The sequence below is a fragment of the Enterococcus sp. DIV0086 genome (genome assembly GCF_050498705.1).
GTDB classification, from domain to species: Bacteria; Bacillota; Bacilli; order Lactobacillales; family Enterococcaceae; genus Enterococcus; species Enterococcus faecalis.
This window is the reverse complement of record NZ_JBNIDN010000001.1, coordinates 2,684,952-2,709,418: the sequence shown is the minus strand read 5'-3', so window position 1 is coordinate 2,709,418 and position 24,467 is coordinate 2,684,952. Positions and strand designations below refer to the sequence as shown.

Below are 24,467 nucleotides of genomic sequence, written 5' to 3'. Positions count from 1 at the left end.
TTCTTTAGTGTAGTCAAAGATTGATAAATAAACAAAGAGAACGTTTTAGTATTTATTCATTTCCGTCTGATAGAATCGATAAATTGCTTGTTTTACTTCTTGAAGCAAGGAGGATTTTAAATGTCCTCGTGTCAAAAAATAAAAGGAACGCCAATACTTTTCACCTAACGTTTGGAAAGGAATTTTTTCAGTAATCGCCTTTCTTGAAAGCAACGATTGCCCCATGCCCAATTCCAACATTTTAACAATCATTTCATTATTTTTAACCGTCATGAGTGTTGGGCTTTGATTACTTTCTTCTAAATACTGTTGGGTATAATGAAAGACCCCAGAATCCTTTTCACGTACCAACCAATTCTGATTGGCAGGGTCCCCAGCTAAAACCAATTGATCCTGAATAATTTCTTCACGAGAGGCGCCTTTTGTAATTAATGGTTTTTCGATAAAGCCAAAATCAACTTGATGTTTTTCAACTTTTTCCACTACTTCTTCTGAATTGTTCATTTCTAAAACAAAATTGATTGTTGCATACTGTGTCTGTAAATGCTGCATCAGTTGCGGCAAATAATAAACTGCAAAAGTATTAGACGCAGCAATTCGGCAAGTTTCTTTAGGTAATCTCGCCTGATGAAGAGCTGTTAATGTTTCTTGCCAATCATCAGCTAAATTTAGCAAACGATTATACAAGACTTCCGCTTGCCTAGTAGGAACTACATCTTGTCGACCATTTCTTAAAAACAATGAACAGCCTAATTCTTCTTCTAATTGTTTGATTTGATTAGAAACGGCTGGTTGTGAGATATATAAGCAGGTAGCTGCTTTGGAAAAGTTCATTTGCTCATACACAATTTGAAAAGTCTTTAATAATTTAAACATAAGTATCCTTTCGATAACTTTCTATTATAAATATTATTTTAACTATTTATTTCTCAAATGTAAAAAATTTCGTTATACTGGAAGTAATGAACAAGAAAGAGAGATTTTTTCAATGAAAAATTCAGAAAATGATTATATCCAATCTTTATTCCAAATTCTTCCCGGCTTGCTAACAGCTTTCCTTGTCGCCTGCCTTAGCAAGTTTCTTGCCATCTGGTTACCTAGCTTAGGCGCCGCAACGATAGCTATTTTACTAGGAATCTTTTTGGGAAATACCTTTGTTCGCGGTGCCAATTTAAATCGCGGAACCAAAGTAGCCGAAAGTAAATTACTAGAATTTTCTGTTGTTTTATTGGGAACCACCGTGACCTTTCAAACGATTGCCCAAATTGGCTTACAAGGTGTCGCATTTATTCTCATTCAAATGTCGCTGACCATTATTTTTGCCTATTTGATCGGTAAAAAACTGGCTTTTTCTGATAATATGTCTTTATTGATGGCTGGTGGTAATGCCGTTTGTGGGTCTTCTGCCATTGCTTCGATTGCTCCAGCAATTCAAGCAGATGAGGAAGAAAAAGGCCAAATCATTACTTTAGTAAACTTATTAGGAACCGTTTTAATGTTGACCTTACCCATTTTAAGTGGGATTCTCTATGGTACCAATTTGTTGGCTCGTAGCGCACTAATCGGAGGAACTTTACAATCAGTTGGTCAGGTTGTCGCCAGTGCCAATATGGTCAATGAGAACGCAGTTCAACTAGCGATGCTCTTTAAAATTATGCGGATTGTCCTACTCGTAGCAGTTGTCTATTTATTTGGACGTTTCAAGCAAAGTAAGACGGCAGAATCAGAAGCTGAGTTGGTAGAAGTCACCAAAAAAAGCAGTGCCCTACCTTGGTATGTAGTTGGCTTTTTCATTGCCTGTATCTTTAATAGTTTGATTCATTTCCCCGTTGTGATCAGTGAGACTGCTCATTTCTTTAGTTCTTGGTTTGAAATTACTGCCTTGGCAGCAATCGGGTTACGACTCGATTTTAAAAAGTTTTTCCAAGAAGGCAAACGTTTCTTAATCTATGGTTTATCAGTAGGAACTGTTCAAGTCGTCCTAGCCATTTTGTTGTTGGCACTGTTACAGTTCTAATGAGGTCGGGACAGAAGCGTTTAACTCCGAGAAATAAGAAGGAATTTCCGAAAATTGTTCTGTAATTTTTGGAGAATTCCGGCTTATTTCCGAAGGAGTTGCTTTTGTTCCCGCCGTTTATCAGTTTTTGAGCGTGGAGCAAAAATCCAAAGTGATTTTTGTCCCACGCTCATTTCAGCTTATTCATGCTATTATGAATAAGGTTTTATTAACTTAAAGGAGTTTTTCGATGTTATTTAGTATTAAAAAAAGCGAATGGTTAGGCAATGAACGAAATGATCTATTTGCGGGTCTCGTTTCTTCTGTCGCCATTTTACCAGAAGTAATCGGGTTTGCGATTATTGCTGGTGTTCACCCGCTTTCTGCAGTGTTTGCTTCAGCTGTTACTTTACTTGTGATTACTTTTACGGGCGGCCGTCCGGCAATGGTCTCGGCGTCTGCTGGTTCAATGGCCTTAGTCCTTGCAGGCTTAATTCAAGCACACGGTTTGTCATACATGCTTGCTGCGACTATTTTAACAGGCTTTCTGCAATTTATTTTAGGTTATTTAGGTATCCACAAATTGATGCGCTTTATTCCCAAGACAGTGATGTACGGATTCGTCAATGCGTTAGCTATTTTAATTTTCATGGCGCAAGTACAACAATTGCCTCATCAAACACTGTGGTCCTACGGCATGATTATCTGTAGTATCTTACTTATTTATCTATTACCTAAGTTTATTACAATTGTGCCTCCTGCTTTAATTGTTATTTTATTCATGACTATCCTGTCCTATTTTTTAAAAGGTCATTTACAAACGGTAGGTGATCTTGGTGAAATGAGTCAGTTTCATCCAGCGATCCGTTGGCCTAATGTACCCGTCAACTTAGAAACGTTGCGGATTATTTTACCTAGCTCTGTTGCCTTAGCAATGGTCGGGTTAATTGAATCTTTATTGACGATCCCCATTGTGGACAAAATGACAGCGAGCCAAAGTGATAGCCAACGAGAAGTTAAGGCGCAAGGATTCGCTAATATAATTACCGGCTTTTTTGGTGGCCAAGCTGGCTGTGCGATGATTGGGCAAGCGGTCATTAATGTTAAATCAGGGGGACGAAAACGGCTTTCTACTTTGATTTCAGGTATTACCCTCCTTCTATTCATTTTTGTTTTTAAATCCGTGATGGTAGCCATTCCTACAGCTGCATTGATTGGGATCATGATGACAGTGGCAGTCGACACCTTTGATTGGGAAAGTTTACAGCTTTTCCGAACTTTTGAAATTACTGAAATTGTTATTTTACTCGTGACAGTGGGTGTGATCGTCTATACGCATAATTTAGCGATTGGAATTATTCTAGGTGTTCTTTTAAGTGGTCTTCTTTATCATTTTTTCAAAAAAGAACCAAAAAAAAGTTGCTAGCTTTAGCAACTTTTTTTATTTTTCCCAATATTTCTTCAACGCTTCTTTTTCTATTTTCTTAATGAACGCATCTTTGCCATCCATATATTTATCAATGCTATCGGGGTGTGCTTGGGCCAATTGCTTTTTTAATGTACCATAGGTTGTAGCAATTGCCGGATTTTCTCGTAAATAATTTCGAAAAGCAAGATGGCGCAAAATTTCTTGCGTATTGTCAAACTGATAAATATGCACATGATGTGTTCTTTTTATCGGGCCTTTTCGTAAATAACGACGTCCTGATAGCCCAAATTCCCCCATATATTCATAACCGATTCTTTCAAATTCCCCTTGTAACAGGTCTACTTTTTCAATTTCTTCAACAATGACCAAAAAATCAATAATTGGTTTGGCTGCTAAATTAGGCACAGATGTGCTACCGATATGTTCAACTTTAAGACAATTTTCCTTTAGAATCTGTTTCAACGCTTGGGCTTCTTCTTCAAACTGTTCCACCCAGGCTTGTTGGTATTCAGTAACGATTACCCGCATGATTTCTTCCCTCTTTTCTATATCCGTTTCATATGTAAAATAGGAAACGGATTTCCTTGAGGATCTTCCTTTGATTCACCAATTACTTGAAACCCTTGAGATTGATAGAACTTCACAGCCCCTTCATTTTGTTTATTGGCATCAACAAAGACAATTGATTCTTGCTCTATTAACTTTTTGATAATTTCTCCACCATAGCCTTTACGAAAATAGACTGGGTCAATAAATAACATTTCCAACGTTTGTTGATTTGTTCCACTAAAGCCCACGCATTTCTGTTCTTCATTTAACCACATACTTAATTGAACTTGTTGAAAATAATCAGGTAAAACCACTTCGATTTTATCAATATCTGCCTGACTCAAAAACAAATGGGTAGCTTCTACTGAAGAACGCCATAGAGAAATTAATTGAGGATAATCGGTTTTTTTTACTTCTTTTTGGTTCAGCATTTTTAATTCCTCCCTATCTAATAAACAAAGTATACCACATTTTGTCTCTCTCAATTCCATAAAAAATAGTCAAATCAACCGTGTTTTTTCTGTCGATTTGACTGTCTCTCTCTATTAACTCTGATGGCTAAACAAGTAAACTAATCAAAGCCACGATAGCTAAACCGCCTTGTGTTAAAATGATTTTTTTATCACTAGTTAAGCTACCGTACGCCGCCACTAAAATAATATAAATCAATAAAAATTTTGTCATCTCCATCGTTGCTTGCGCAAAATAGACACTATAAATAAGTCCTGCACCGATTAGTCCATTATAGATTCCTTGATTTTTAAACAATGTAGTGACTGATTTTCTTTGTAACTCTTGCCTATCCATTTTAAAAACACGGCTTGTTGTCTCAGATGTTGGTACAATCGTTTCTAAATACATAATGTAGAAAAATTCTACAGCCACCAAGGTTACTAAAATTGTTGAAATTAATGTCATCTGCTCCCTCCTCCCATTCCTTTGAACGAAGTAATTTTATGTAATTTTTGCTATGATGTAAATAGATATGCCTAGCCTTAACGAAAGGAAGAAACCTATGACTTTTCAAGAAACTATTAGCGCCTATATCCAAGAACGTTATCAGATAACGCCCGATTTTCCTTTTGAAAAACACCCAGACTATCTCGTCTTTCGTCATCCTAGAAATGCAAAATGGTTTGCTTTAATTATGCCACTGGATGCACAACTGCTCGGCGCTACCGAGAATAAGCAGCTCACTATTTTAACCGTTAAACTTGCGCCTGAATTGATTGCCTTATTAAAGAACCAACCTGGCTATTTTCCTGCCTATCATATGAATAAAGAGCATTGGTTAAGTCTTTCTGAAGAAATTCCGCTCTCACAAGTTTTTTCATTTATAGATGAAAGTTACCAACGGAGTTATTAAAAAAAACACCCTACTCAAGGAGTAGGGTGTGAAAGATTATTTAAGCTTATTTGCTTAAAGCGTCTTTTGCTTGTTCAGCTAACGCTGTAAATGCTGCTGCATCGTTAACGGCTAAGTCAGCTAACATTTTGCGGTTGATATCAATCTCTGCCAATTTCAAACCGTGCATTAATTTAGAATAGCTTAAGCCATTCATGCGAGCTGCCGCGTTGATACGTGCAATCCATAATTTACGGAAGTCACGTTTCTTTTGACGACGGTCTCTGAATGCATAGTAATAAGAGTTCATTACTTGTTCTTTTGCTGATTTAAATAAAGTATGTTTTGATCCGTAGTAGCCTTTCGCTAACTTAAGGACTTTTTTACGACGTTTACGGGTTACTGTTCCACCTTTAACACGTGCCATGTTGAATTCCTCCTAATATCTTGTTTCTCTTGACGGTAATCTAAAAGTCACCGAGTTGTTTTATTTCATTCTTGCTAATTGTTGGCGGATACGTTTGTAATCGCCTTTTGCAACCATGCTTGCTTTACGCAATTGACGGCGTTGTTTTTTAGTTTTACCGTGGAAACGGTGAGATGTAAAGGCACGGCCACGTTTTAAGCCGCCTCCACCAGTACGTTTTACACGTTTTGCTAATCCGCGGTGTGTTTTTTGTTTTGGCATGACTAATTTTCCTCCTCAAAATCTTTGCTTCAAGTGAAAGACTCTAACAGTCACAACTGTCGAATATCCTTCTTGTAGAAATTACCAAAAGTCCGAATGCTCGGTCTCTTCGTTTACTTGTCGTTTTTCGGTGCCAGCGTTAGAAACATGCTGCGTCCGTCCATTTTCGCTTTTTGTTCCACTGTGGCGATGTCCGCAGTTTCTTCAGCTAAGCGATCAAGAACTTTCTGACCAATCTCTTTATGGGTAATGGCACGGCCTTTGAAACGGATAGAAGCTTTCACTTTGTCTCCTTTTTCTAAGAACTTACGCGCATTACGAAGTTTTGTATTGAAGTCATTTACGTCAATTGTTGGACTTAAACGAACTTCTTTGACGTTGATCACTTTTTGTTTCTTGCGAGCTTCACGCTCTTTCTTTTGTTGTTCGAAACGGAATTTTCCATAATCCATAATTCGCGCAACTGGTGGTTTCGCTCCTGGCGCTACAAGTACTAAATCCAAGTTTGCAGATTCAGCGATTTGTAATGCTTCTGCTTTGGTTTTTACACCTAATTGTTCACCATCTTGTCCGATCAAACGTAACTCGCGTGCACGAATGCCGTCGTTAACCATCATATCCTTTGCTATGGTCATTCACCTCCAAAATTTTTAAGAGAAAATCCTAACGGAAGTCTGCTTTGTTTGCTAAATGCAATAAAAAAACAGGTTCCTATCCAGAACCCGCCAACAGTCTGCCTTACTTAAAAAAATAAGGAATACTTTATCTAGCCCAGCGATATACTCAACTAAGGCGAGAAGCGGGTGCTTCTGCTTTCATTTCTCAACTTCACTAGTTTACCTTAGTTTATCCTAGTTGTCAATATATTTCCTCAAAAAAAAAAACGAATCTAGCACTAGATTCGTTTGAACTCGTATTTTGATCATTAATAATTAGTGGACTGTCCCAATGTGACTTCCTAGAAACAAATGGTTCAACACATGGTGTACATTTTCTATCCCCTAGGCGATCCCTGTAGTCCCTACAGTTCTTCTATTTATAAGGTTTCTCGTTTAGACAAGCCACGTTCTAAGATTTTTTGGCTTCTAAGATACTCTGAATTTTCTGTACTTTCAGAAAAAGACAACTCTGTTTCTATCTCCTCTGACTCAATACAAATGAGTTCTTTGCCATACCATTGTGCTTTATACAACAGTTTAGCTAAAAATAAAGACCAAGCCAGTTCAGAACGATCATGTTTTGGCGGCCGCTCATTACTGTGATGGGCTTTTTCAATACAAATAACATCGTAACTTGAAACCAATTCCGTTGTAATTTTGTTTAAAATATCCGTTCGTTGGTTGGCTATTTTTTCGCGAATTTTTGCGACTTTTATTTTTTGTTTTTGATAATTTTTTGCTTGTGAAAGATCGACACCTTTTTCTAAAGCAATCATTTTACGCTTGTTTAATTTTCGTTCTTTTTGACATAGTTTTTGCTTTAAATGCTTTGAACAATAGCTTTTTTCGAAGCTTTCACCATTCGAAAGCAGCGCAAATTTTTCCCTACTGCTACAAATTCCCACCATTTTTTGTTGCTTTGTTTTCGTTTCAATCGGCGCTTCACACAAAATGGAAACATAATAATTGTGACTCGCACTCATAGAAATAGTTACAGATTTTATCTCCCCCAGCGGTTGGCGGTGTACCTTCATTTTAATTAAAGATTTCAATTTAGGTACTTTCAAATAACGATTATCCAAAATTTTGACCGTGCCATGTTGATTGTTCGTAGTGTAGGAATGCACCGTTTCTTTCTTTTTCTTTTTTGGAAAGCCCATCCCTTTTTCCCGATAAAAATTTTTAAAGGCTCGATCCAAATAAACTTGTGCATTTGCCAAGGCTAAACTATCAACTTCTCTGAGGACAGGGTATTGTTTCTTATATTTAGCTGGCGTTGGCATTTTAAACGTTTGTTGAGGATTTTTTCGCATCTCTTTGTAGATATCAATCCGGTCTTGTAACATTAAATTATACACCAAGCGAACACAAGAAAATGTTTTTTGAATAAACTCTTCTTGTTTTGAGGTTGGATAAAGTCTGTATTTATAAGCTTTCAGAGCCTTCATCTCATAACCACCCTACCAAGATAGTTAGAAAAGAAGCTGGTTATAAACCAGCTTTTCTTTTCTTCTCTTCAATTTTTTCACGGTACATTGCAACTTCGTCTTCAGCACAATAAACATAGTGTCCATTGAGAATTTCACGGAGCTCACGATCTTTCCCATCTGCCGCTGCAGGCTGGTAAACGATCCGTTTACGTGTGCGTTCATAGTCTGGATCTGGTAATGGAATCGCAGAAAGTAAACTTTCTGTATAAGGATGAACGCCGAAATTATAGACATCATCACTTGTGCCCATTTCCAATAATTTCCCACTGTGCATTACGCCAATTCGGTCACTGATATGTTTTACCATCGATAAGTCATGTGCGATAAACAAGTAAGTTAAGCCTTGTTCTTTTTGTAAATCTTGTAATAAGTTTACTACTTGAGCTTGAATCGACACATCCAAAGCCGAAATCGGCTCATCACAGATAATGAAACGTGGATTAACCGCTAAAGCACGAGCAATCCCGATCCGTTGACGTTGCCCACCAGAAAACTCATGAGGATAACGCGTACTGTGACTTGGATTTAATCCCACCGTTTTTAAAAGTTCATTGACTTTTTCTTCCCGCTCTTTTGGTGTTTTAGCTAATCCATTGACATCGATTCCTTCAGCAATAATATCATTGACTTTCATTCTTGGATTCAATGAAGCATATGGATCTTGGAAGATCATTTGAACATCGCGACGGAATGCTTGCATGTCCGCTTTTGATTTAATTTTGCTAATGTCTTTTCCATCGAAAAGAATTTCACCAGCAGTTGGATCATATAAACGAATGACACTGCGACCAGTTGTTGATTTTCCACTTCCTGATTCGCCAACTAATCCAAAGGTTTCGCCTTCAAAAATATGAAAACTAATGTCATCAATGGCTTTTACTTCGTCTTTACGACCAACATTGAAATACTGTTTCAAACCAGTGACTTCTAATAGGACTTTTTTCTCTTCTGCCATTAATTACTACCTCCTGGATTTTTTTGACGCTCTGCATAAATTGCCCAACGACGAACAATCTCTGCTGGAGGCGTAACTTTTGGTGCTTGTGGTGCTAATAACCACGTTGCTGCTTTGTGGGTTGGTGATACTTCAAAATAAGGTGGTTCTTTTTCTGTATCAATTTTTAAAGCAAACTCATTCCGTGGATAGAAGGCATCTCCAGTTGGTGGATCTAATAAATCTGGAGGTGAACCTGGAATCGCATAAAGTTTGTCTTCTGTTCCTTCCATCGTTGGCATTGACCCTAAAAGTCCCCAAGTATATGGATGTTGTGGATTATAGAAAATTTCTTCTGCTGTTCCCACTTCAACCAGACGTCCACCGTACATGACAGCGACACGGTCAGCCACGTTCGCTACTACCCCTAAATCATGGGTAATGAAAATAATCGAAGTGCTAATTTTTTCTTGTAAATCTTTTAATAACTCTAAAATTTGTGCTTGGATGGTTACATCCAACGCTGTAGTTGGTTCATCTGCAATTAGAACTTCGGGATAACAAATTAAAGCAATTGCAATGACAATCCGTTGACGTTGTCCACCAGAAAATTGGTGTGGATAGTTTTTCAAACGTTTTTCAGCATTAGGAATGCCGACTAATTTTAGTAATTCTAATGCTTGCGCTAAGCCTTCTTTTTTTGAGACTTTATTATGTTTGATTAATGATTCCGCCACTTGTTTGCCAATTGGCATCGTTGGGTCTAATGAAGTCATCGGATCTTGGAAAATCATTGCGATTTCTTTACCACGAATGGCTTGCATTTGTTTTTCTGTTTTATGAACAATATCTTGCCCTTTAAACAAAATTTCCCCGTTATCAATATTGGCATTACTGCTCAACAAACGCATAATACTGCGAGTTGTAACAGATTTACCACTCCCTGATTCACCTACGATGGCTAACGTTTCACCTTTATAAAGATCAAAACTCACACCACGAATGGCGTTGACTTTACCTGCAAACGTATCAAAGGAGATTCTTAAGTCTTTAACTTCTAATACTTTTTCCATAGTCATTCACCACTCTTACTCTTTCATCTTAGGATCAAATGCGTCACGTAAACCATCAGCTAACAAGTTGAAACAAATCATGATAACTGAAAGTGTTGCCGCTGGAATCCACATTAAATATGGAAGGAAACGGAAAGTTTTGTATCCTTCGTTTAACAAGGTTCCTAAAGATGCGGTTGGTGGACGTAAGCCTAACCCAATAAAACTTAGGAACGCTTCAAAGAAAATTGCCGATGGGATACTGAACATCATTTGGACAATAATAACACTTGAGATATTCGGTAAAATATGTTTAATAGCAATTTTCCAACGAGATTCGCCCAATGTTTCTGCTGCCATGACAAACTCTTGGTCTTTTAGTTTCATGGTCTGGGCTCGCACAATCCTGGCCATTGATATCCAGTTTGTAATAACCATGGCCAAAACAATCGAAACAATCCCTGGATCAAAGACTGTTAGCATCAAGATCATAACAACTAAGTTAGGAATACCAGAAAGAACTTCTAAAATACGTTGCATTACTGTATCGACACGACCGCCGACTAATCCGGAAATCAGTCCATACGTTACCCCAATCGTAATATCTAGAATCGCCGCGATAAACGCAATTAATAAGGAAATACGTGTTCCCATAAATAAACGACTTAGGACATCACGACCTAAACCATCTGTTCCTAGATAAAAGTTTACGTTATCTGGAACGTTTGCTTGTGCATATTTATCAACTAATTGACCAGCAACTGTTGTTTTACCATTTAAACCATTCACGCTTTCCAAGCCAGGAATTCGTGGTGGTAAGTTAATGTAAGAAACATTTTGTTTCGTTGGGTTATGTGGTGAAACCCAAATGGTAATAATAGAGATAAAGATAATAACTGCTAAGAAACTCATTGAGATAACTGCAGCTTTATTCTTTTTCAAACGACGCCATGAGTCTTGTAAGAAACTTAAAGACGGTGTGGCAATACGCTCTCTTTCTTTTAGAGTTGAAGTGTTTAGAGGCTGAAACTCATCTGCCGGAATATCTTTAATCGCTTGTGGTAGATTATTTTTATTGACTGTTTCCATTAGCCTTTTGCACCTCCTGATACGCGAATTCTTGGATCAATTAAACCATAAAGTAAATCAACAATCAGAATTACAACAACTAACATTGTTGAATACAAAATAGTTACTGCCATAATTGTTGGATAGTCGTTTGTCATAATTGATTTTACAAACTGTTCCCCAATTCCAGGGATGGCAAAAATATTTTCTACTACTAAAGAACCTGTCATTAAACCAACGGCTAAAGGTCCTAATAAGGTAATCAATGGAATTAAACTGTTTCTTAACCCGTGGCGGAATGCAACTTGCCAGCGACTCAAGCCTTTTGCTTTGGCTAATTCGACATAATCACTATGCAAGACCTCTACCATCTCGGTTCGAATAAACCTAGCCGAATCGGCCATTGGACTCATTGCCAAGGCAATAGTTGGCAAGATTGTGTAGGCAAAACCATTCCACATAGCAATTGGTAAGATTCTTAATTTCATTGCAAAAATGTATTGTAATAATACCGCGAAAACAAAGTTTGGAATAGAACGACCTAAAATGGCTAACAATGTTGCCAACGTATCTACCCAAGTATTTTGACGCATCGCTGCGATAATCCCCAATAAAATACCGACTAACGTACCAAAGATAATCGCTTGTCCTCCCAGTTGAAGGGATGGCCCAATTCGACCAGCTAATAACTTAGCAACAGGTTGGTTTTTAAATTGGAATGAAATACCAAAGTCTCCTGTTACCAGGTTCTTTAAGTAAATTCCGTATTGAACAATCACTGGTTTATCTAAGCCAGATTGTTTATTCAACATAGCGATTGTTTCTGGACTAAGTTTTTCTTGGTTGGTATAAGGCGTACCTGGTAATAATTGCATTAAGAAAAACGTAATCGTTGCGATTAACCACAAAGTGATAATCATGAAAAAGATCCGTTTAAGAAAATATTTTCCAAAACTATTCAATAATGACACCTCCGAGATTTTTTTGACTTCCTCAGTTATTTTCGTTAAAGTAATGACTAGATAGACCACAATAATAGATAGGGTGAACACATGAAAACTTTTAAATGGCCAATTATTACAGCCGTTATTTCCAGTATCGGCATTTTTCTTTACTTATTAATAAGTAAAGAACCTATCACTACCTCCTCATTATCAGATACCTTCTTTATCGTTTCGCTTTTCTTTTTAATTATCGGCATTGCTTTATGGATTATGTCCTCTGGCTTTTTCGATAACTTTCAGCGCTCAATGAAAAACGCGTTTCGTTTTAAAAAGAAAAATGAACCGAAAGAGTTTATCCCGCTTTCAGTCATTGGCGATGCACATCGCTCTTTCTGGCTAAAAACTGGGGGCATCTTACTGATTCTGTCTTTAGGCTTTCTACTATTTTACTTGGTCTAAGACAAGATAGCAAGAGGACCGTTGCCTTTTATTCCATGGCAAAGGTCCTTTTTTGTTTGCTATCGATCTTTTGTCAGGTTATTCTGAAATGTATGCCCATTTGTAGTCATACGTTGCGCCAGCAGGATGAACTGCGACATCTTTGACTTTTTCAGCACGTAAATGCGCTTCTGATTTTTGGAATAATGGTACCACACCCATGTCTCCCATAATCGTTTTCTCTGCATTTAACATATCATCCCAACGTTTTTCAGGATCTGTCGCATCTGCACTACTTGCAGCTTTCACGAACTTGTCAAACTCTGAATTGTTATAACGTCCACGGTTATATGAGTTATCTGAAGCAAATAAGTCTAAGAAACTACTTGGATCAGCATAGTCAGCACTCCAACCACCGATTACTGCATCAAAGTCGCCTTTGTTTGAACGATCTAAACGAACGGAGAATGGAACCGGACTAACCGTTACCTTCACACCATCTAAAGCATCTTGAATTGACCCTTGAACAAATTCAACTGTTTTCTTAGAAGAATCTGCATCTGAAGAAAGAATATCCATTGTTAAGGTTGAAATCCCCAATTCTTTTTTCGCTTTTTCCCAGTATTCTTTAGCTTTTTTCGTATCATATTCAATTTGACTACCTGCTTCTTTAGCAAAGTCTTTGCCGCCACTTGGGTCTTTTGCCATATCTGCTGGTACTAAACCGTTTGGCTCGATAGAACCATCCCCTAAGATTGATTCAACTAACGCTTTACGGTCGATTGAGTAAGAAATTGCTTTACGTAAGTTCGCATTTCTAAATGGTGATTTTTCATCACGTTGATTCAGTTCCATATATTGTGTTGATGCTTCTTTTTGACTAACAAAAGCTGGGTCATTGGCCATTTGTTGGGCTAATTCACCAGAAAGAACGACATCGTCTGTTTGTCCATCTTGGAACAAGTTCAACGCGGTTGGTGATTCTTTCACGACATTCACATCTACTGAGTCCAGTTTCACTGTGTCTTTATCCCAATATTGATCGTTTTTCTTGAATGACCATTTTGTATCTGTACCAGGACCATCAAAGCCGTCTAAGACGAATGGACCATTGTAGACAGCACTTTCGCTGTTTGATGCATAATTTTTACCATATTTTTCCACAATATCTTGACGTTGTGGGAAGAACGATGGGAAAGCTAATAAGTAATCAAAGTATGGTGTTGCTTTTTCTAAAGTGATTTCTAATTCTGTATCACTGACTGCTTTAATTCCTAATTCTGATTTATCTTTTTCCCCTTTAGCAATGGCATCACCATTTTTTACAGAGGCATACAGATAAGCATATTCAGAAGCTGTCGCTGGATCAACTGTTCGTTGCCATCCGTAAACATAGTCATTAGCAGTCACTGGTTTACCGTCTGACCATTTTGCATCTTTATTTAATTTAATTTTGTATGTTAGTCCATCTTCAGAAACTTCTGCTTTTTCCGCTGCACCTGCAGGTTGGACTTTGTTATCTTTGTCTAAACGATAAATTCCTTCATATACATTATTTAATGCAATAAAACTAATTCTGTCTGTTGCTAGTGATAAATCAGCTGTTGGCATTTCTTGTTGTTCTGTGACACGTAAAACTTGTTCGCCACTTGCCTTACCGCCACCAGACGCGCTTGAGCTATCTGACGTTCCGCCGCCTCCACAAGCCGCTAAAGTTGTTACGCTAAATAATGTAATCACACCGAATGTTAATGACTTTTTCAATTTCATAGTGTTGCCTCCTAAAATAATACAATCTGTATTTTCTGAAAAATCAGAATTTAATAATTATTTATTGCTATGGAATATATCTTACATTTTTCATATTAAAATTGCAAGTCAAAATGTTAACTTTTTTTAATTTTTCTTCTCTTCCTATCAGAAACCACTCTTTTTCTTCCTGTCTTTTATTGCAATTCTTTTGTCAGTTTTCTAAACATTATGGTAAATTAGGAAGTAAAGGAGTGACAAAATATGAAAAATTCTACGTTTTTAAAGGATTTGTTTGTTATTGATAAAGCAAATGACGAATTATTTCGGTTAGTTGGTGTCGCAATTTGTATGGCAATTCCATTATTAATTGGTTATTTTTCCAATAATTTACTCATTGGGACCTTTGGCTCGATGGGCATTTATACGTTTATTTATTATCAGCCGCTTCCTTTGCCCCAATTATTGCGCAGACTGAATATTGTTGGCTTTTTTATTGTTCTGGGCAACAGCTTAGGAATGCTAAGTCACCATGTACCTTGGTTGATTCCCATTACAATTGCCATCGTCGCTTTTCTTGCACGCTTACTTTTTAGATTGTATGGCATTGAGAAGCCTGGTGCTCTGTTAGTTATCATGTCAACCGCAATGGGAACAAGCAACAATTTTCCTTTACATAAGATTCCTATCATGGCCAGTTTTGTTCTTTTAGGAGTAGTGACCGGCATTATCATGGGCATTGTGCTTCATTTCATCGACAAGCGCCCCTACGTTTTTCAAAAACGGATGTCTCTTCAAGAACGACTTTATATCGATCCCGCTTCTTTATTAGATGCTTTGCATTATGCGGCCATTTTATTTTTAGCGGCTTATTTAAGCCAATCGCTTCATTTAGTCAACGCCTATTGGATGACGTTTACTTGCGCAGCCATTTTACAAGGGGAAAATTTACATTCTGTGATGCAGCGAAATGTTCAACGGATTCTAGGCACGAGTCTTGGTTTGTTGCTTTCTGTAATTTTATTAATGATTCCCTTTACACCTTTACAAACAATCGGTATCATTAGTATTCTATATGCAGCTTTTGAAGGATTCATTAACAAAAACTATGCGATTGCCAGCTTTTTTATTACCCCGATGTCCTTATTATTATCAAATCTTGCACGACAGCAAGTCATTAGTAATCTTTTAAACTATCGATTAGTCGGGATTGTGTTAGGTAGTTTACTTGGTTTTGCCGGCGCTTATGTTTTCACAACTGCGCTACGTTTCTATAATCGGGCCTACTCAATTGATGAAACCTTTGAAAATCAACAAGAAGAAAGAGGCGTTTTATGAAAATAACTTATCCCTTGCCACCAAATCTACCAGAACAACTTCCTCTATTAACGAACTGTCAATTAGAAGATGAGGCAATCTTAGAAAATCATTTGTATCAGCAGATTGATTTATCGAATCAAGAAATTCGTAACTTAGTCTTTCGGGATGCTGTTTTCGATCATCTTTCATTAGCAAATGGCCAGTTTGCTTCTTTTGATTGTAGTAATGTGCGTTTTGAAGCTTGCGATTTTTCTAACGTCGAATGGCTGTCTGGCAGTTTTCATCGAGTGACTTTCCTTCGTTGCAATTTGACAGGAACGAATTTTGCAGATAGCTATTTAAAAGATTGTCTATTTGAAGATTGCAAAGCCGATTATGCTTCTTTTCGTTTTGCAAATTTTAATCTTGTTCACTTTAATCAGACACGTTTAGTCGAAAGTGAATTTTTCGAGGTCACCTGGAAGAAACTCCTTCTAGAAGCTTGCGATTTAACCGAAAGTAATTGGTTAAATACTTCTTTAAAAGGATTGGATTTTTCCCAAAACACCTTTGAACGCTTGACTTTCTCACCAAACTATTTATCAGGTCTTAAAGTCACCCCTGAACAAGCCATTTATTTGGCAAGTGCCCTTGGTTTGGTGATTACCTAAGAAAATTTTAAAAAAATAGCCGAATAACTGGTTCTGTCGGTTCTTTCTTATTAAATTGTTATTAATTTTTTGGAAAAACCAACGGAACCATTTTACTTGTGCCTTATTTTTAGGTAAACTATCTTAGGTTAAGCAATCTCTTTTTTTGGAACAAGAGAAACTTTTGGAATCATTTCCTATAAATCATGAAGAGATTATGACAAACGTTCTTCTAATCCAAGAACGTCTTTTGTCCTATACTCGATTCTACTCAAAAGGAATGTCAGTGAATGAATATAAAAAAACAAGGCCTCGGTCAAGCGACGGGAAAAATCATTTTAATGGGGGAACACGCCGTTGTTTACGGCGAACCAGCAATCGCCTTTCCTTTTCAAGCGACAGAAATCACAGCCGTCTTTACCCCAGCAAAAACTATGCAGATTGATTGTGCATATTTTACAGGATTGCTTGAAGACGTGCCCCAAGAGCTAGCAAATATCAAGGAAGTTGTTCAGCAAACCTTACATTTTTTAAAGGAAGATACGTTTAAAGGCACTTTGACCTTAACAAGTACGATTCCCGCTGAACGAGGAATGGGCTCAAGCGCAGCAACCGCTGTGGCCATCGTTCGAAGCCTTTTTGATTATTTTGATTACGCTTATACATATCAAGAATTGTTTGAGCTTGTTTCCTTAAGTGAGAAAATTGCTCATGGCAATCCTAGTGGTATCGATGCCGCAGCAACAAGCGGCGCTGATCCCTTATTTTTTACTAGAGGATTTCCGCCCACACATTTCTCGATGAATTTATCTAATGCCTACTTAGTAGTAGCTGATACGGGAATTAAAGGTCAAACACGTGAAGCAGTGAAAGACATTGCGCAGCTAGCTCAAAATAATCCCACAGCAATCGCTGAAACAATGAAACAATTAGGTTCTTTTACTAAAGAAGCGAAGCAGGCAATTTTACAAGATGATAAACAAAAATTAGGTCAGCTAATGACGTTAGCGCAAGAGCAACTCCAGCAATTAACCGTCAGCAACGATATGCTGGATCGACTAGTGGCTCTCTCTCTAGAACATGGCGCTCTAGGAGCAAAATTAACCGGCGGCGGTCGCGGTGGCTGTATGATTGCCTTAACAGATAATAAAAAGACCGCACAAACCATTGCACAGACTTTAGAAGAAAATGGAGCTGTTGCTACATGGATTCAATCATTAGAGGTGAAAAAGTAATGCTTTCAGGAAAAGCACGAGCGCATACAAATATTGCTCTGATTAAATATTGGGGAAAAGCCAATGAAGAATACATTTTACCAATGAATAGTAGTTTATCATTAACATTAGATGCCTTTTACACAGAAACAACTGTGACATTTGATGCCCATTATTCAGAAGATGTATTTATTTTAGATGGTATCTTGCAAAACGAAAAACAAACAAAAAAAGTCAAAGAATTTTTGAACCTTGTTCGTCAACAAGCCAATTGTACTTGGTTTGCAAAAGTGGAAAGTCAAAATTTTGTGCCTACTGCAGCTGGTTTGGCTTCTTCAGCGAGTGGTCTAGCTGCTTTAGCTGGGGCCTGTAACGTAGCCTTAGGATTAAATCTTTCAGCAAAAGACTTATCACGTTTAGCGCGACGTGGTTCAGGTTCTGCTTGTCGTAGTATTTTTGGTGGTTTTGCTCAATGGAACAAAGGCCACTCTGATGAAACGTCGTTTGCTGAAAATATTCCAGCTAATAATTGGGAAAACGAATTGGCCATGCTCTTTATCTTAATTAACGATGGCGAAAAAGATGTTTCCAGCCGTGATGGAATGAAACGAACAGTAGAAACTTCTAGCTTTTATCAAGGTTGGTTGGACAATGTGGAAAAAGATTTATCCCAAGTTCATGAAGCAATTAAAACAAAAGACTTCCCTCGTTTAGGAGAAATCATTGAAGCCAATGGGTTAAGGATGCATGGAACAACCTTAGGTGCTGTCCCTCCATTTACTTACTGGTCCCCAGGCAGTTTACAAGCGATGGCTTTAGTTCGCCAAGCACGGGCCAAAGGAATTCCTTGTTACTTTACAATGGATGCAGGTCCGAATGTCAAGGTCTTAGTCGAAAAGAAAAACTTAGAAGCATTAAAAACATTTTTAAGTGAACATTTTTCAAAAGAGCAGTTAGTCCCAGCTTTTGCTGGTCCCGGAATTGAATTGTTTGAAACGAAAGGAATGGATAAATAAGCATGATTGAAGTTACTACGCCAGGAAAGTTATTTATTGCAGGAGAATATGCCGTTGTTGAACCTGGCCACCCTGCCATTATCGTTGCTGTGGATCAATTCGTAACTGTAACTGTCGAAGAAACAACAGATGAAGGCAGTATTCAATCTGCACAATACAGCTCTTTACCTATTCGTTGGACACGCCGAAATGGTGAGCTCGTATTAGATATTCGCGAAAATCCTTTTCATTATGTTCTAGCGGCGATTCATCTAACTGAAAAATATGCGCAAGAGCAAAACAAAGAATTGTCATTTTATCATTTAAAAGTGACGAGTGAATTAGATAGTTCAAATGGACGAAAATATGGTCTTGGTTCAAGCGGTGCAGTAACCGTTGGAACTGTCAAAGCCTTGAATATTTTTTATGACTTAGGTTTGGAAAATGAGGAAATTTTCAAATTATCAGCATTAGCTCACTTAGCCGTTCAAGGAAATGGTTCTTGCGGAGATATCGCCGCCAGCTGTTACGGGGGCTGGATTGCCTTTTCAACCTTCGATCATGATTGGGTCAATCAAAAAGTAGCCACTGAAACATTAACTGATTTGTTAGCAATGGACTGGCCTGAATTAATGATTTTTCCGTTAAAAGTACCGAAACAACTACGTTTACTAATTGGTTGGACAGGTAGTCCTGCGTCCACTTCAGACTTAGTTGATCGAGTTCATCAATCAAAAGAAGAAAAACAAGCGGCTTATGAGCAGTTCTTAATGAAAAGTCGGCTTTGTGTCGAAACAATGATTAATGGCTTTAACACAGGAAAAATTTCTGTTATTCAAAAACAAATTACTAAAAATCGCCAATTGCTCGCCGAATTATCTTCACTGACTGGTGTGGTAATCGAAACAGAAGCCTTGAAAAATCTTTGTGATTTGGCTGAATCTTATACAGGAGCTGCGAAATCTTCTGGCGCTGGCGGGGGCGATTGTGGGATTGTAATTTTCCGCCAAAAATCTGGGATTTTACCATTAATGACTGCTTGGGAAAAAGACGGAATTACCCCACTGCCACTTCACGTCTATACCTATGGTCAAAAGGAGTGTAAGGAGAAGCATGAATCGAAAAGATGAACATCTATCATTAGCTAAAGCGTTCCACAAAGAAAAAAGTAATGACTTTGATCGTGTGCGTTTTGTTCACCAATCGTTTGCTGAATCCGCTGTTAACGAAGTGGATATTTCCACTTCGTTTCTTTCTTTTCAGCTTCCCCAACCTTTTTATGTCAATGCAATGACAGGTGGTAGTCAGCGTGCAAAAGAAATTAATCAGCAATTAGGCATTATTGCCAAAGAAACTGGCCTTTTAGTTGCGACAGGATCTGTCTCGGCAGCGTTAAAAGATGCTAGTTTAGCGGATACGTATCAAATTATGCGAAAAGAAAACCCAGATGGACTCATTTTTGCCAATATTGGTGCAGGCTTGGGTGTGGAAGAAGCAAAGCGAGCGCTTGATTTATTTCAAGCGAATGCCTTACAAATCCATGTAAATGTGCCCCAAGAATTGGTCATGCCTGAAGGAGATCGTGATTTCACTAATTGGCTAACCAAGATTGAAGCTATCGTACAGGTCGTAGAAGTGCCTGTCATTGTCAAAGAGGTTGGCTTTGGCATGAGCCAAGAAACCTTAGAAAAACTTACCTCTATCGGCGTTCAAGCAGCGGATGTGAGCGGCCAAGGCGGAACGAGTTTTACACAAATTGAAAATGCCCGGCGGAAGAAACGAGAACTTTCTTTCTTAGATGATTGGGGGCAGTCAACGGTCATCTCTCTTCTGGAATCACAAAATTGGCAAAAGAAACTAACTATTCTCGGTTCTGGCGGTGTGCGTAACTCTCTTGATATTGTCAAAGGACTCGCTTTAGGTGCCAAAAGCATGGGAGTTGCTGGGACTATCTTAGCTTCCCTTATGAGTAAAAATGGTTTAGAAAATACCCTAGCCCTTGTACAGCAATGGCAAGAAGAAGTGAAAATGCTTTATACTCTTTTAGGAAAAAAGACGACAGAAGAATTGACGAGTACCGCACTTATCCTCGATCCAGTTTTAGTTAATTGGTGTCATAACCGTGGTATCGACAGCACTGTTTTCGCAAAACGTTAAAGAGACCAGAACATTAATGTTCTGGTCTCTTTATTTGAGTTCTTTTATCCTACATAAGCATCTAAGATAATTTGTTTTAGTTCACTAATTAATGGTTCTTTCGGATTTGCAGTTGTACATTGGTCTTCATATGCAAGTTCTGCCATACGATCAACCGTTGTGTCTAATGTTTCTTGTGAGACACCTTGGGCTTTCAAGTTCATGTCAATTCCGACTGATTTACCTAAGTCTGCTACTGCTGTTGCTAAAGCTTCTACTAATTCTGCGGTAGTATTTCCTTTTAAGCCTAAGAATTTTGCAATGTCTGCATAATCAGTATCGGCGCGGAAGTAATCATATTTAGGGAACATTGCGTGTTTTGATGGATCTTTCGCATTGTAACGAATAATATGTGGTAATAAAATCGCATTTGTACGACCATGTGGAATGCCATATTCCCCACCAATTTTATGAGCAATAGAGTGACAAATACCTAAGAATGCATTGGCAAATGCCATCCCTGCCATGGTTGATGCATTATGCATTTTTTCGCGAGATTCCATATCTGGACGTTTCACTGAATTTTCTAAATGATCGAAAACTAACTTGATTGCTTGTAAACTTAAACCACGTGTGTAATCTGAAGCCATCACGGAAACATAAGATTCAATAGCATGTGTTAAAACATCCATACCTGTGTCTGCAGTGACTGAAGCTGGCACAGACATTACGAACTGTGGATCAACAATCGCTACATCTGGTGTTAACGCATAGTCTGCTAACGGATATTTCACGTGTGTTTCACTATCAGTAATAACGGCAAATGGGGTAACTTCTGAACCAGTTCCTGAAGTAGTTGGAATACAAACAAATTGTGTTTTTTCTGGTTTGGCAATTTTATATGTCCGTTTGCGGATATCTAAGAATTTTTGTTTTGCACCAAAGAACTCCGTATCTGGGTGTTCATAGAACATCCACATTCCTTTCGCTGCGTCCATTGCAGAACCGCCACCCAAGGCAATCACTGTATCTGGTTGGAAATCAACCATCATTTTGGTACCTGCATAAACAGTATTTGTTGATGGGTTTGGTTCAACATCAGAAAATACTTCGATTTTCACATCATTTTTACGTTTTTGTAGCTCTTTACGTACGATATCTGCATAGCCAAATTGAACCATACCTGGGTCACAAACTAACATGACACGTTCAACATTTTCCATTTTTTGTAGATATTGTAAAGAATTTTTTTCAAAGAAAATTTTTGGAGGTAATTTAAACCATTGCATATTATTTCTCCGTTTCGCTACCGTTTTAATATTAATTAAGTTAATGGCTGATACGTTTTTAGAAACAGAGTTTTTCCCGTATGAACCACAACCAAGTGTTAAGGATGGAATCATTTCGTTATAAATGTTACCGATACCGCCTTCTGCTGATGGAGTATTCACTAAAATACGACAAGCTTTCATACGTAAACCAAAAGCAACTTGTAACTCTTCATCTTCTGTATGAATTACTGCTGTATGTCCTAAACCACCTAAGTTTAACATCGCTTCACATAGTTCAAAAGCATGCTCTGCATTGTTTGATTTCATCATTGCTAAAACTGGCGATAATTTTTCTCTTGATAATGGATATTCTGGACCTGCACCTTCTAATTCAGCGACTAAAATTTTTGTGCCTTTTGGTACGCTAATTCCTGCTAATTCAGCAATTTTTTCTGCAGAGTTACCGACAATCGCTGGATTTACTGCGTATTTGCCTTCATTCATCACTGCATCTTCTAGTTTTTGTAATTCATTCGGTTTCACGAAGTAAACATTGTGTGCTTCAAACTCAGCTTTGACAGAAGCATAAATTTCTTTATCCACAATGACCGCTTGCTCAGAAGCACAAATCATTCCATTATCAAATGATTTTGAAACAATTAAATCATTAACCGCACGTTTTACTTTAGCCGTTTTTTCAATATAAGCTGGTACGTTCCCAGGACCAACGCCTAGTGCTGGTTTACCTGTTGAGTATGCAGATTTTACCATGCCTGCGCCACCAGTTGCTAAAACAATGGCAATCCCTGGATGATTCATCAAAGCAGATGTTGCATCAATCGATGGTTGTTCAATCCATTGAATACAATTTTCTGGTGCACCTGCTGCAATCGCCGCATCCCGTACAATACGTGCCGCTTCTGCCGAACATTTTTGTGCGCTAGGATGGAAAGCAAAAACAATTGGATTTCTTGTTTTTAAGGCAATTAGTGATTTAAAAATAGTTGTTGACGTTGGGTTCGTTGTTGGTGTGACCCCACATACCACGCCAACTGGCTCAGCAATTTCCATTAAGCCGGTTTGTTCGTCTTTGTTAATTACACCCACAGTTTTATCATGTTTAATATTATTCCAAATGTATTCAGATGCATACATATTTTTGATTGCTTTATCTTCATAGATTCCACGGCCAGTTTCTTCGACAGCCATTTTTGCTAAAGGCATATGTTGGTCTAGCGCCGCCATCGCCATTTGATGGACAATGTGATCTACTTGTTCTTGTGTAAAATCTTCCATTGCTTTTAAAGCGACATTCGCTTTTGTTGCTAATTCATCAATCATTGATGAAACATCAACCGTTTCTGTCTTTTCTTTTTTTACTGTTTTAACCATGTTCATCCTCCTAAGAGTTTCATTTTAAAAAAACTTTGTTAACTATTTCACATTCACATCATACAACATAAAACGAATCTTGTAAATAGCTTTTGTGATATTTTTCACAACTATTTATAATTTTTTTTATCTCAAAAAAAAAGACCTATTCTTTTTTCTAGAATAAGTCTTCAATATCATGCCAGTCCCTTAAAGGATTTTTTGATGTCTGTGCCAATAATTGTTGATAGTCAAAAAATTCATTCGGCTTAACCTTCTGAATGTCTTTGCGACAGTCTTTGACAGATAAACGGGCTTGCTTTTTCCAACGATAGGTGAGTAAATAAGTCAATAAATCTTCTTCGTTGATGGAAGAATAACCTAGTTCACGAAAATTTTGGCACTTCTTTTTAATACTTTTATTGAGCATTTTTTGTTGTAACCAACTTAATTTTTCCTTTGTCATGGGCTCTTCTCCTTCCAACCAAGCGAAAGATTGCTCACTTTTTAACTATCTTCCAACACTATAAAAAGGAACCTTTTTTGTAAACTTAATAGTTAAAAAGGACTTAGGACGTAAGTCCAAATGACCTACCTTCCTAGTCCTACATTTTAAGATAAACGACACGAGCGGAATAGGAATTATCTCTTCTTATTGGCTTTCTCGTGTGACTACTGGTCACAGTTTCGCCTTTGAAAAGCCTGTTCCGCTCTCTCTAACCATTAAATGAATTAGTTGAACCGTTTAGTCTTTCTTTTCTTTTGAAGGATCTGATGTTTCAGGAACTTCAGTTACTTCTTCTGTGACTGTCTCTTCAACTTCTGTGACTGGTACACTAGTTACTGCTGAATCATTTGTAACAGCAGTTCCAGGTGTTACAGTTCGAATTGCTGCACGGTCAAATTCTAAGACAATACCTTCGCAATCGATTAAAACTGTTTTTTCGTTGATTTCACTTAAAACACCATGTAAACCACCAATTGTGACAACACTATCGCCAGTTTTCATTGCGTTTAGTTGTTTTTGACGTTCTTGTTGTTGTTTCTTTTGAGAACGTGTCATGAAAAACATCATTCCTCCTAAAAGGACTAATGTAAAAATCATTGTAAATCCGCCACCCATTTGTTTCACCTCACTCTGCATTATTCACACTACTAACTGTATCAAAAAAATGCTTGAAGAACTAGTT

The 24,467-nt window shown here is 37.7% G+C and carries 26 protein-coding genes and 1 other annotated feature; of the genes, 10 read left to right on the top strand and 16 right to left on the bottom strand.

What is annotated here, in order from left to right; translation table 11 throughout:
* Positions 1 to 45: 45 nt before the first annotated feature.
* Positions 46 to 876: a LysR family transcriptional regulator gene (locus tag IGI63_RS13075; RefSeq protein WP_002358839.1), complete on the bottom strand. Its 831-nt coding sequence runs from the start codon at positions 874 to 876 to the stop codon at positions 46 to 48.
* Between the two features lie 112 nt (positions 877 to 988).
* Here IGI63_RS13075 and IGI63_RS13070 point away from each other — a divergent pair, with 112 nt between their 5' ends.
* Both IGI63_RS13070 and IGI63_RS13065 read left to right on the top strand, forming a co-directional pair.
* A complete protein-coding gene (locus tag IGI63_RS13070; RefSeq protein ID WP_429975910.1) occupies positions 989 to 2,017 on the top strand; it encodes a YeiH family protein in 1,029 nt (342 codons plus the stop codon).
* A 229-nt stretch (positions 2,018 to 2,246) separates the two neighbouring features.
* Entirely contained in the window at positions 2,247 to 3,422 is a 1,176-nt protein-coding gene (locus tag IGI63_RS13065; RefSeq protein ID WP_002378096.1) for a SulP family inorganic anion transporter, read from the top strand.
* Between the two features lie 15 nt (positions 3,423 to 3,437).
* Here IGI63_RS13065 and IGI63_RS13060 read toward each other — a convergent pair whose 3' ends face one another.
* From IGI63_RS13060 to IGI63_RS13050, 3 genes are all read right to left on the bottom strand, one after another.
* The gene (locus IGI63_RS13060) at positions 3,438 to 3,953 is read right to left on the bottom strand and encodes a GrpB family protein (protein ID WP_429975909.1); all 516 of its coding nucleotides are present in this window, start codon (positions 3,951 to 3,953) and stop codon (positions 3,438 to 3,440) included.
* 17 nt (positions 3,954 to 3,970) lie between these two features.
* Positions 3,971 to 4,465, bottom strand: coding sequence for a GNAT family N-acetyltransferase (locus IGI63_RS13055; RefSeq protein WP_002368164.1), 495 nt, complete (start codon positions 4,463 to 4,465; stop codon positions 3,971 to 3,973).
* 67 nt (positions 4,466 to 4,532) lie between these two features.
* On the bottom strand, positions 4,533 to 4,892 hold the full coding sequence (locus IGI63_RS13050; RefSeq protein WP_002361363.1) for a DUF1304 domain-containing protein: 360 nt from the start codon (positions 4,890 to 4,892) through the stop codon (positions 4,533 to 4,535).
* Positions 4,893 to 4,959: 67 nt separating this feature from the next.
* On the opposite strand from IGI63_RS13050, the gene IGI63_RS13045 reads away from it, so the two are divergent.
* Positions 4,960 to 5,340 (top strand): MmcQ/YjbR family DNA-binding protein, encoded by a 381-nt coding sequence (locus tag IGI63_RS13045; protein WP_002393469.1) that lies wholly within the window; start codon positions 4,960 to 4,962, stop codon positions 5,338 to 5,340.
* A 46-nt stretch (positions 5,341 to 5,386) separates the two neighbouring features.
* Here IGI63_RS13045 and rplT read toward each other — a convergent pair whose 3' ends face one another.
* The 8 genes from rplT to opp1B form a co-directional block, all read right to left on the bottom strand.
* A complete protein-coding gene (rplT, locus tag IGI63_RS13040; protein ID WP_002355799.1) occupies positions 5,387 to 5,746 on the bottom strand; it encodes a 50S ribosomal protein L20 in 360 nt (119 codons plus the stop codon).
* 60 nt (positions 5,747 to 5,806) lie between these two features.
* On the bottom strand, positions 5,807 to 6,007 hold the full coding sequence (rpmI, locus tag IGI63_RS13035) for a 50S ribosomal protein L35 (protein WP_002355798.1): 201 nt from the start codon (positions 6,005 to 6,007) through the stop codon (positions 5,807 to 5,809).
* Positions 6,008 to 6,120: 113 nt separating this feature from the next.
* Positions 6,121 to 6,642, bottom strand: a complete 522-nt coding sequence (gene infC / locus IGI63_RS13030) for a translation initiation factor IF-3 (RefSeq protein ID WP_002355797.1) — start codon at positions 6,640 to 6,642, stop codon at positions 6,121 to 6,123.
* Positions 6,643 to 6,696: 54 nt separating this feature from the next.
* Positions 6,697 to 6,828: a sequence feature (ribosomal protein L20 leader region), on the bottom strand.
* Positions 6,829 to 7,043: 215 nt separating this feature from the next.
* Entirely contained in the window at positions 7,044 to 8,114 is a 1,071-nt protein-coding gene (locus tag IGI63_RS13025) for an RNA-guided endonuclease TnpB family protein (RefSeq protein WP_429975908.1), read from the bottom strand.
* Between the two features lie 40 nt (positions 8,115 to 8,154).
* Positions 8,155 to 9,111, bottom strand: a complete 957-nt coding sequence (gene opp1F / locus IGI63_RS13020; protein ID WP_002361357.1) for an oligopeptide ABC transporter ATP-binding protein Opp1F — start codon at positions 9,109 to 9,111, stop codon at positions 8,155 to 8,157.
* Positions 9,111 to 10,169 carry an oligopeptide ABC transporter ATP-binding protein Opp1D gene (gene opp1D, locus IGI63_RS13015; protein ID WP_002355794.1) on the bottom strand — a complete coding sequence of 353 codons (1,059 nt, stop codon included), beginning with the start codon at positions 10,167 to 10,169 and terminating at the stop codon, positions 9,111 to 9,113. The genes opp1F and opp1D overlap by 1 nt, the downstream gene beginning before the upstream one ends.
* Positions 10,170 to 10,178: 9 nt before the next feature.
* Positions 10,179 to 11,231 (bottom strand): oligopeptide ABC transporter permease Opp1C, encoded by a 1,053-nt coding sequence (gene opp1C / locus IGI63_RS13010; protein WP_002355787.1) that lies wholly within the window; start codon positions 11,229 to 11,231, stop codon positions 10,179 to 10,181.
* A complete protein-coding gene (opp1B, locus tag IGI63_RS13005; protein ID WP_002381304.1) occupies positions 11,231 to 12,172 on the bottom strand; it encodes an oligopeptide ABC transporter permease Opp1B in 942 nt (313 codons plus the stop codon). The genes opp1C and opp1B overlap by 1 nt, the downstream gene beginning before the upstream one ends.
* A gap of 90 nt (positions 12,173 to 12,262) precedes the next feature.
* On the opposite strand from opp1B, the gene IGI63_RS13000 reads away from it, so the two are divergent.
* Positions 12,263 to 12,613 (top strand): DUF3899 domain-containing protein, encoded by a 351-nt coding sequence (locus IGI63_RS13000; protein WP_002355784.1) that lies wholly within the window; start codon positions 12,263 to 12,265, stop codon positions 12,611 to 12,613.
* A gap of 78 nt (positions 12,614 to 12,691) precedes the next feature.
* On the opposite strand, the gene opp1A is transcribed toward IGI63_RS13000, so the two are convergent.
* Entirely contained in the window at positions 12,692 to 14,362 is a 1,671-nt protein-coding gene (gene opp1A / locus IGI63_RS12995) for an oligopeptide ABC transporter substrate-binding protein Opp1A (protein ID WP_002390393.1), read from the bottom strand.
* A gap of 243 nt (positions 14,363 to 14,605) precedes the next feature.
* Here opp1A and IGI63_RS12990 point away from each other — a divergent pair, with 243 nt between their 5' ends.
* The 6 genes from IGI63_RS12990 (at position 14,606) to fni (ending at position 20,656) form a co-directional block, all read left to right on the top strand.
* Positions 14,606 to 15,679 carry an FUSC family protein gene (locus IGI63_RS12990; protein WP_429975907.1) on the top strand — a complete coding sequence of 358 codons (1,074 nt, stop codon included), beginning with the start codon at positions 14,606 to 14,608 and terminating at the stop codon, positions 15,677 to 15,679.
* A complete protein-coding gene (locus tag IGI63_RS12985) occupies positions 15,676 to 16,311 on the top strand; it encodes a pentapeptide repeat-containing protein (protein ID WP_002385045.1) in 636 nt (211 codons plus the stop codon). The genes IGI63_RS12990 and IGI63_RS12985 overlap by 4 nt, the downstream gene beginning before the upstream one ends.
* Before the next feature lie 269 nt (positions 16,312 to 16,580).
* Positions 16,581 to 17,525: a mevalonate kinase gene (gene mvk, locus IGI63_RS12980; RefSeq protein WP_002355780.1), complete on the top strand. Its 945-nt coding sequence runs from the start codon at positions 16,581 to 16,583 to the stop codon at positions 17,523 to 17,525.
* Positions 17,525 to 18,520 (top strand): diphosphomevalonate decarboxylase, encoded by a 996-nt coding sequence (mvaD, locus tag IGI63_RS12975; RefSeq protein WP_002363274.1) that lies wholly within the window; start codon positions 17,525 to 17,527, stop codon positions 18,518 to 18,520. Before mvk ends, mvaD begins: the two co-directional genes overlap by 1 nt.
* Before the next feature lie 2 nt (positions 18,521 to 18,522).
* Entirely contained in the window at positions 18,523 to 19,629 is a 1,107-nt protein-coding gene (locus IGI63_RS12970) for a phosphomevalonate kinase (RefSeq protein WP_002355777.1), read from the top strand.
* Positions 19,613 to 20,656 (top strand): type 2 isopentenyl-diphosphate Delta-isomerase, encoded by a 1,044-nt coding sequence (gene fni, locus IGI63_RS12965; protein WP_353967457.1) that lies wholly within the window; start codon positions 19,613 to 19,615, stop codon positions 20,654 to 20,656. The genes IGI63_RS12970 and fni overlap by 17 nt, the downstream gene beginning before the upstream one ends.
* Positions 20,657 to 20,700: 44 nt before the next feature.
* Here the strand turns inward: fni and adhE are convergent, their stop codons facing one another.
* The 3 genes from adhE to yajC form a co-directional block, all read right to left on the bottom strand.
* Positions 20,701 to 23,298 (bottom strand): bifunctional acetaldehyde-CoA/alcohol dehydrogenase, encoded by a 2,598-nt coding sequence (gene adhE, locus IGI63_RS12960; RefSeq protein ID WP_002388933.1) that lies wholly within the window; start codon positions 23,296 to 23,298, stop codon positions 20,701 to 20,703.
* Between the two features lie 157 nt (positions 23,299 to 23,455).
* Positions 23,456 to 23,761, bottom strand: coding sequence for a post-transcriptional regulator (locus IGI63_RS12955; RefSeq protein WP_002364719.1), 306 nt, complete (start codon positions 23,759 to 23,761; stop codon positions 23,456 to 23,458).
* Positions 23,762 to 24,022: 261 nt separating this feature from the next.
* Positions 24,023 to 24,421, bottom strand: a complete 399-nt coding sequence (yajC, locus tag IGI63_RS12950) for a preprotein translocase subunit YajC (RefSeq protein WP_002383336.1) — start codon at positions 24,419 to 24,421, stop codon at positions 24,023 to 24,025.
* Positions 24,422 to 24,467: the final 46 nt, after the last annotated feature.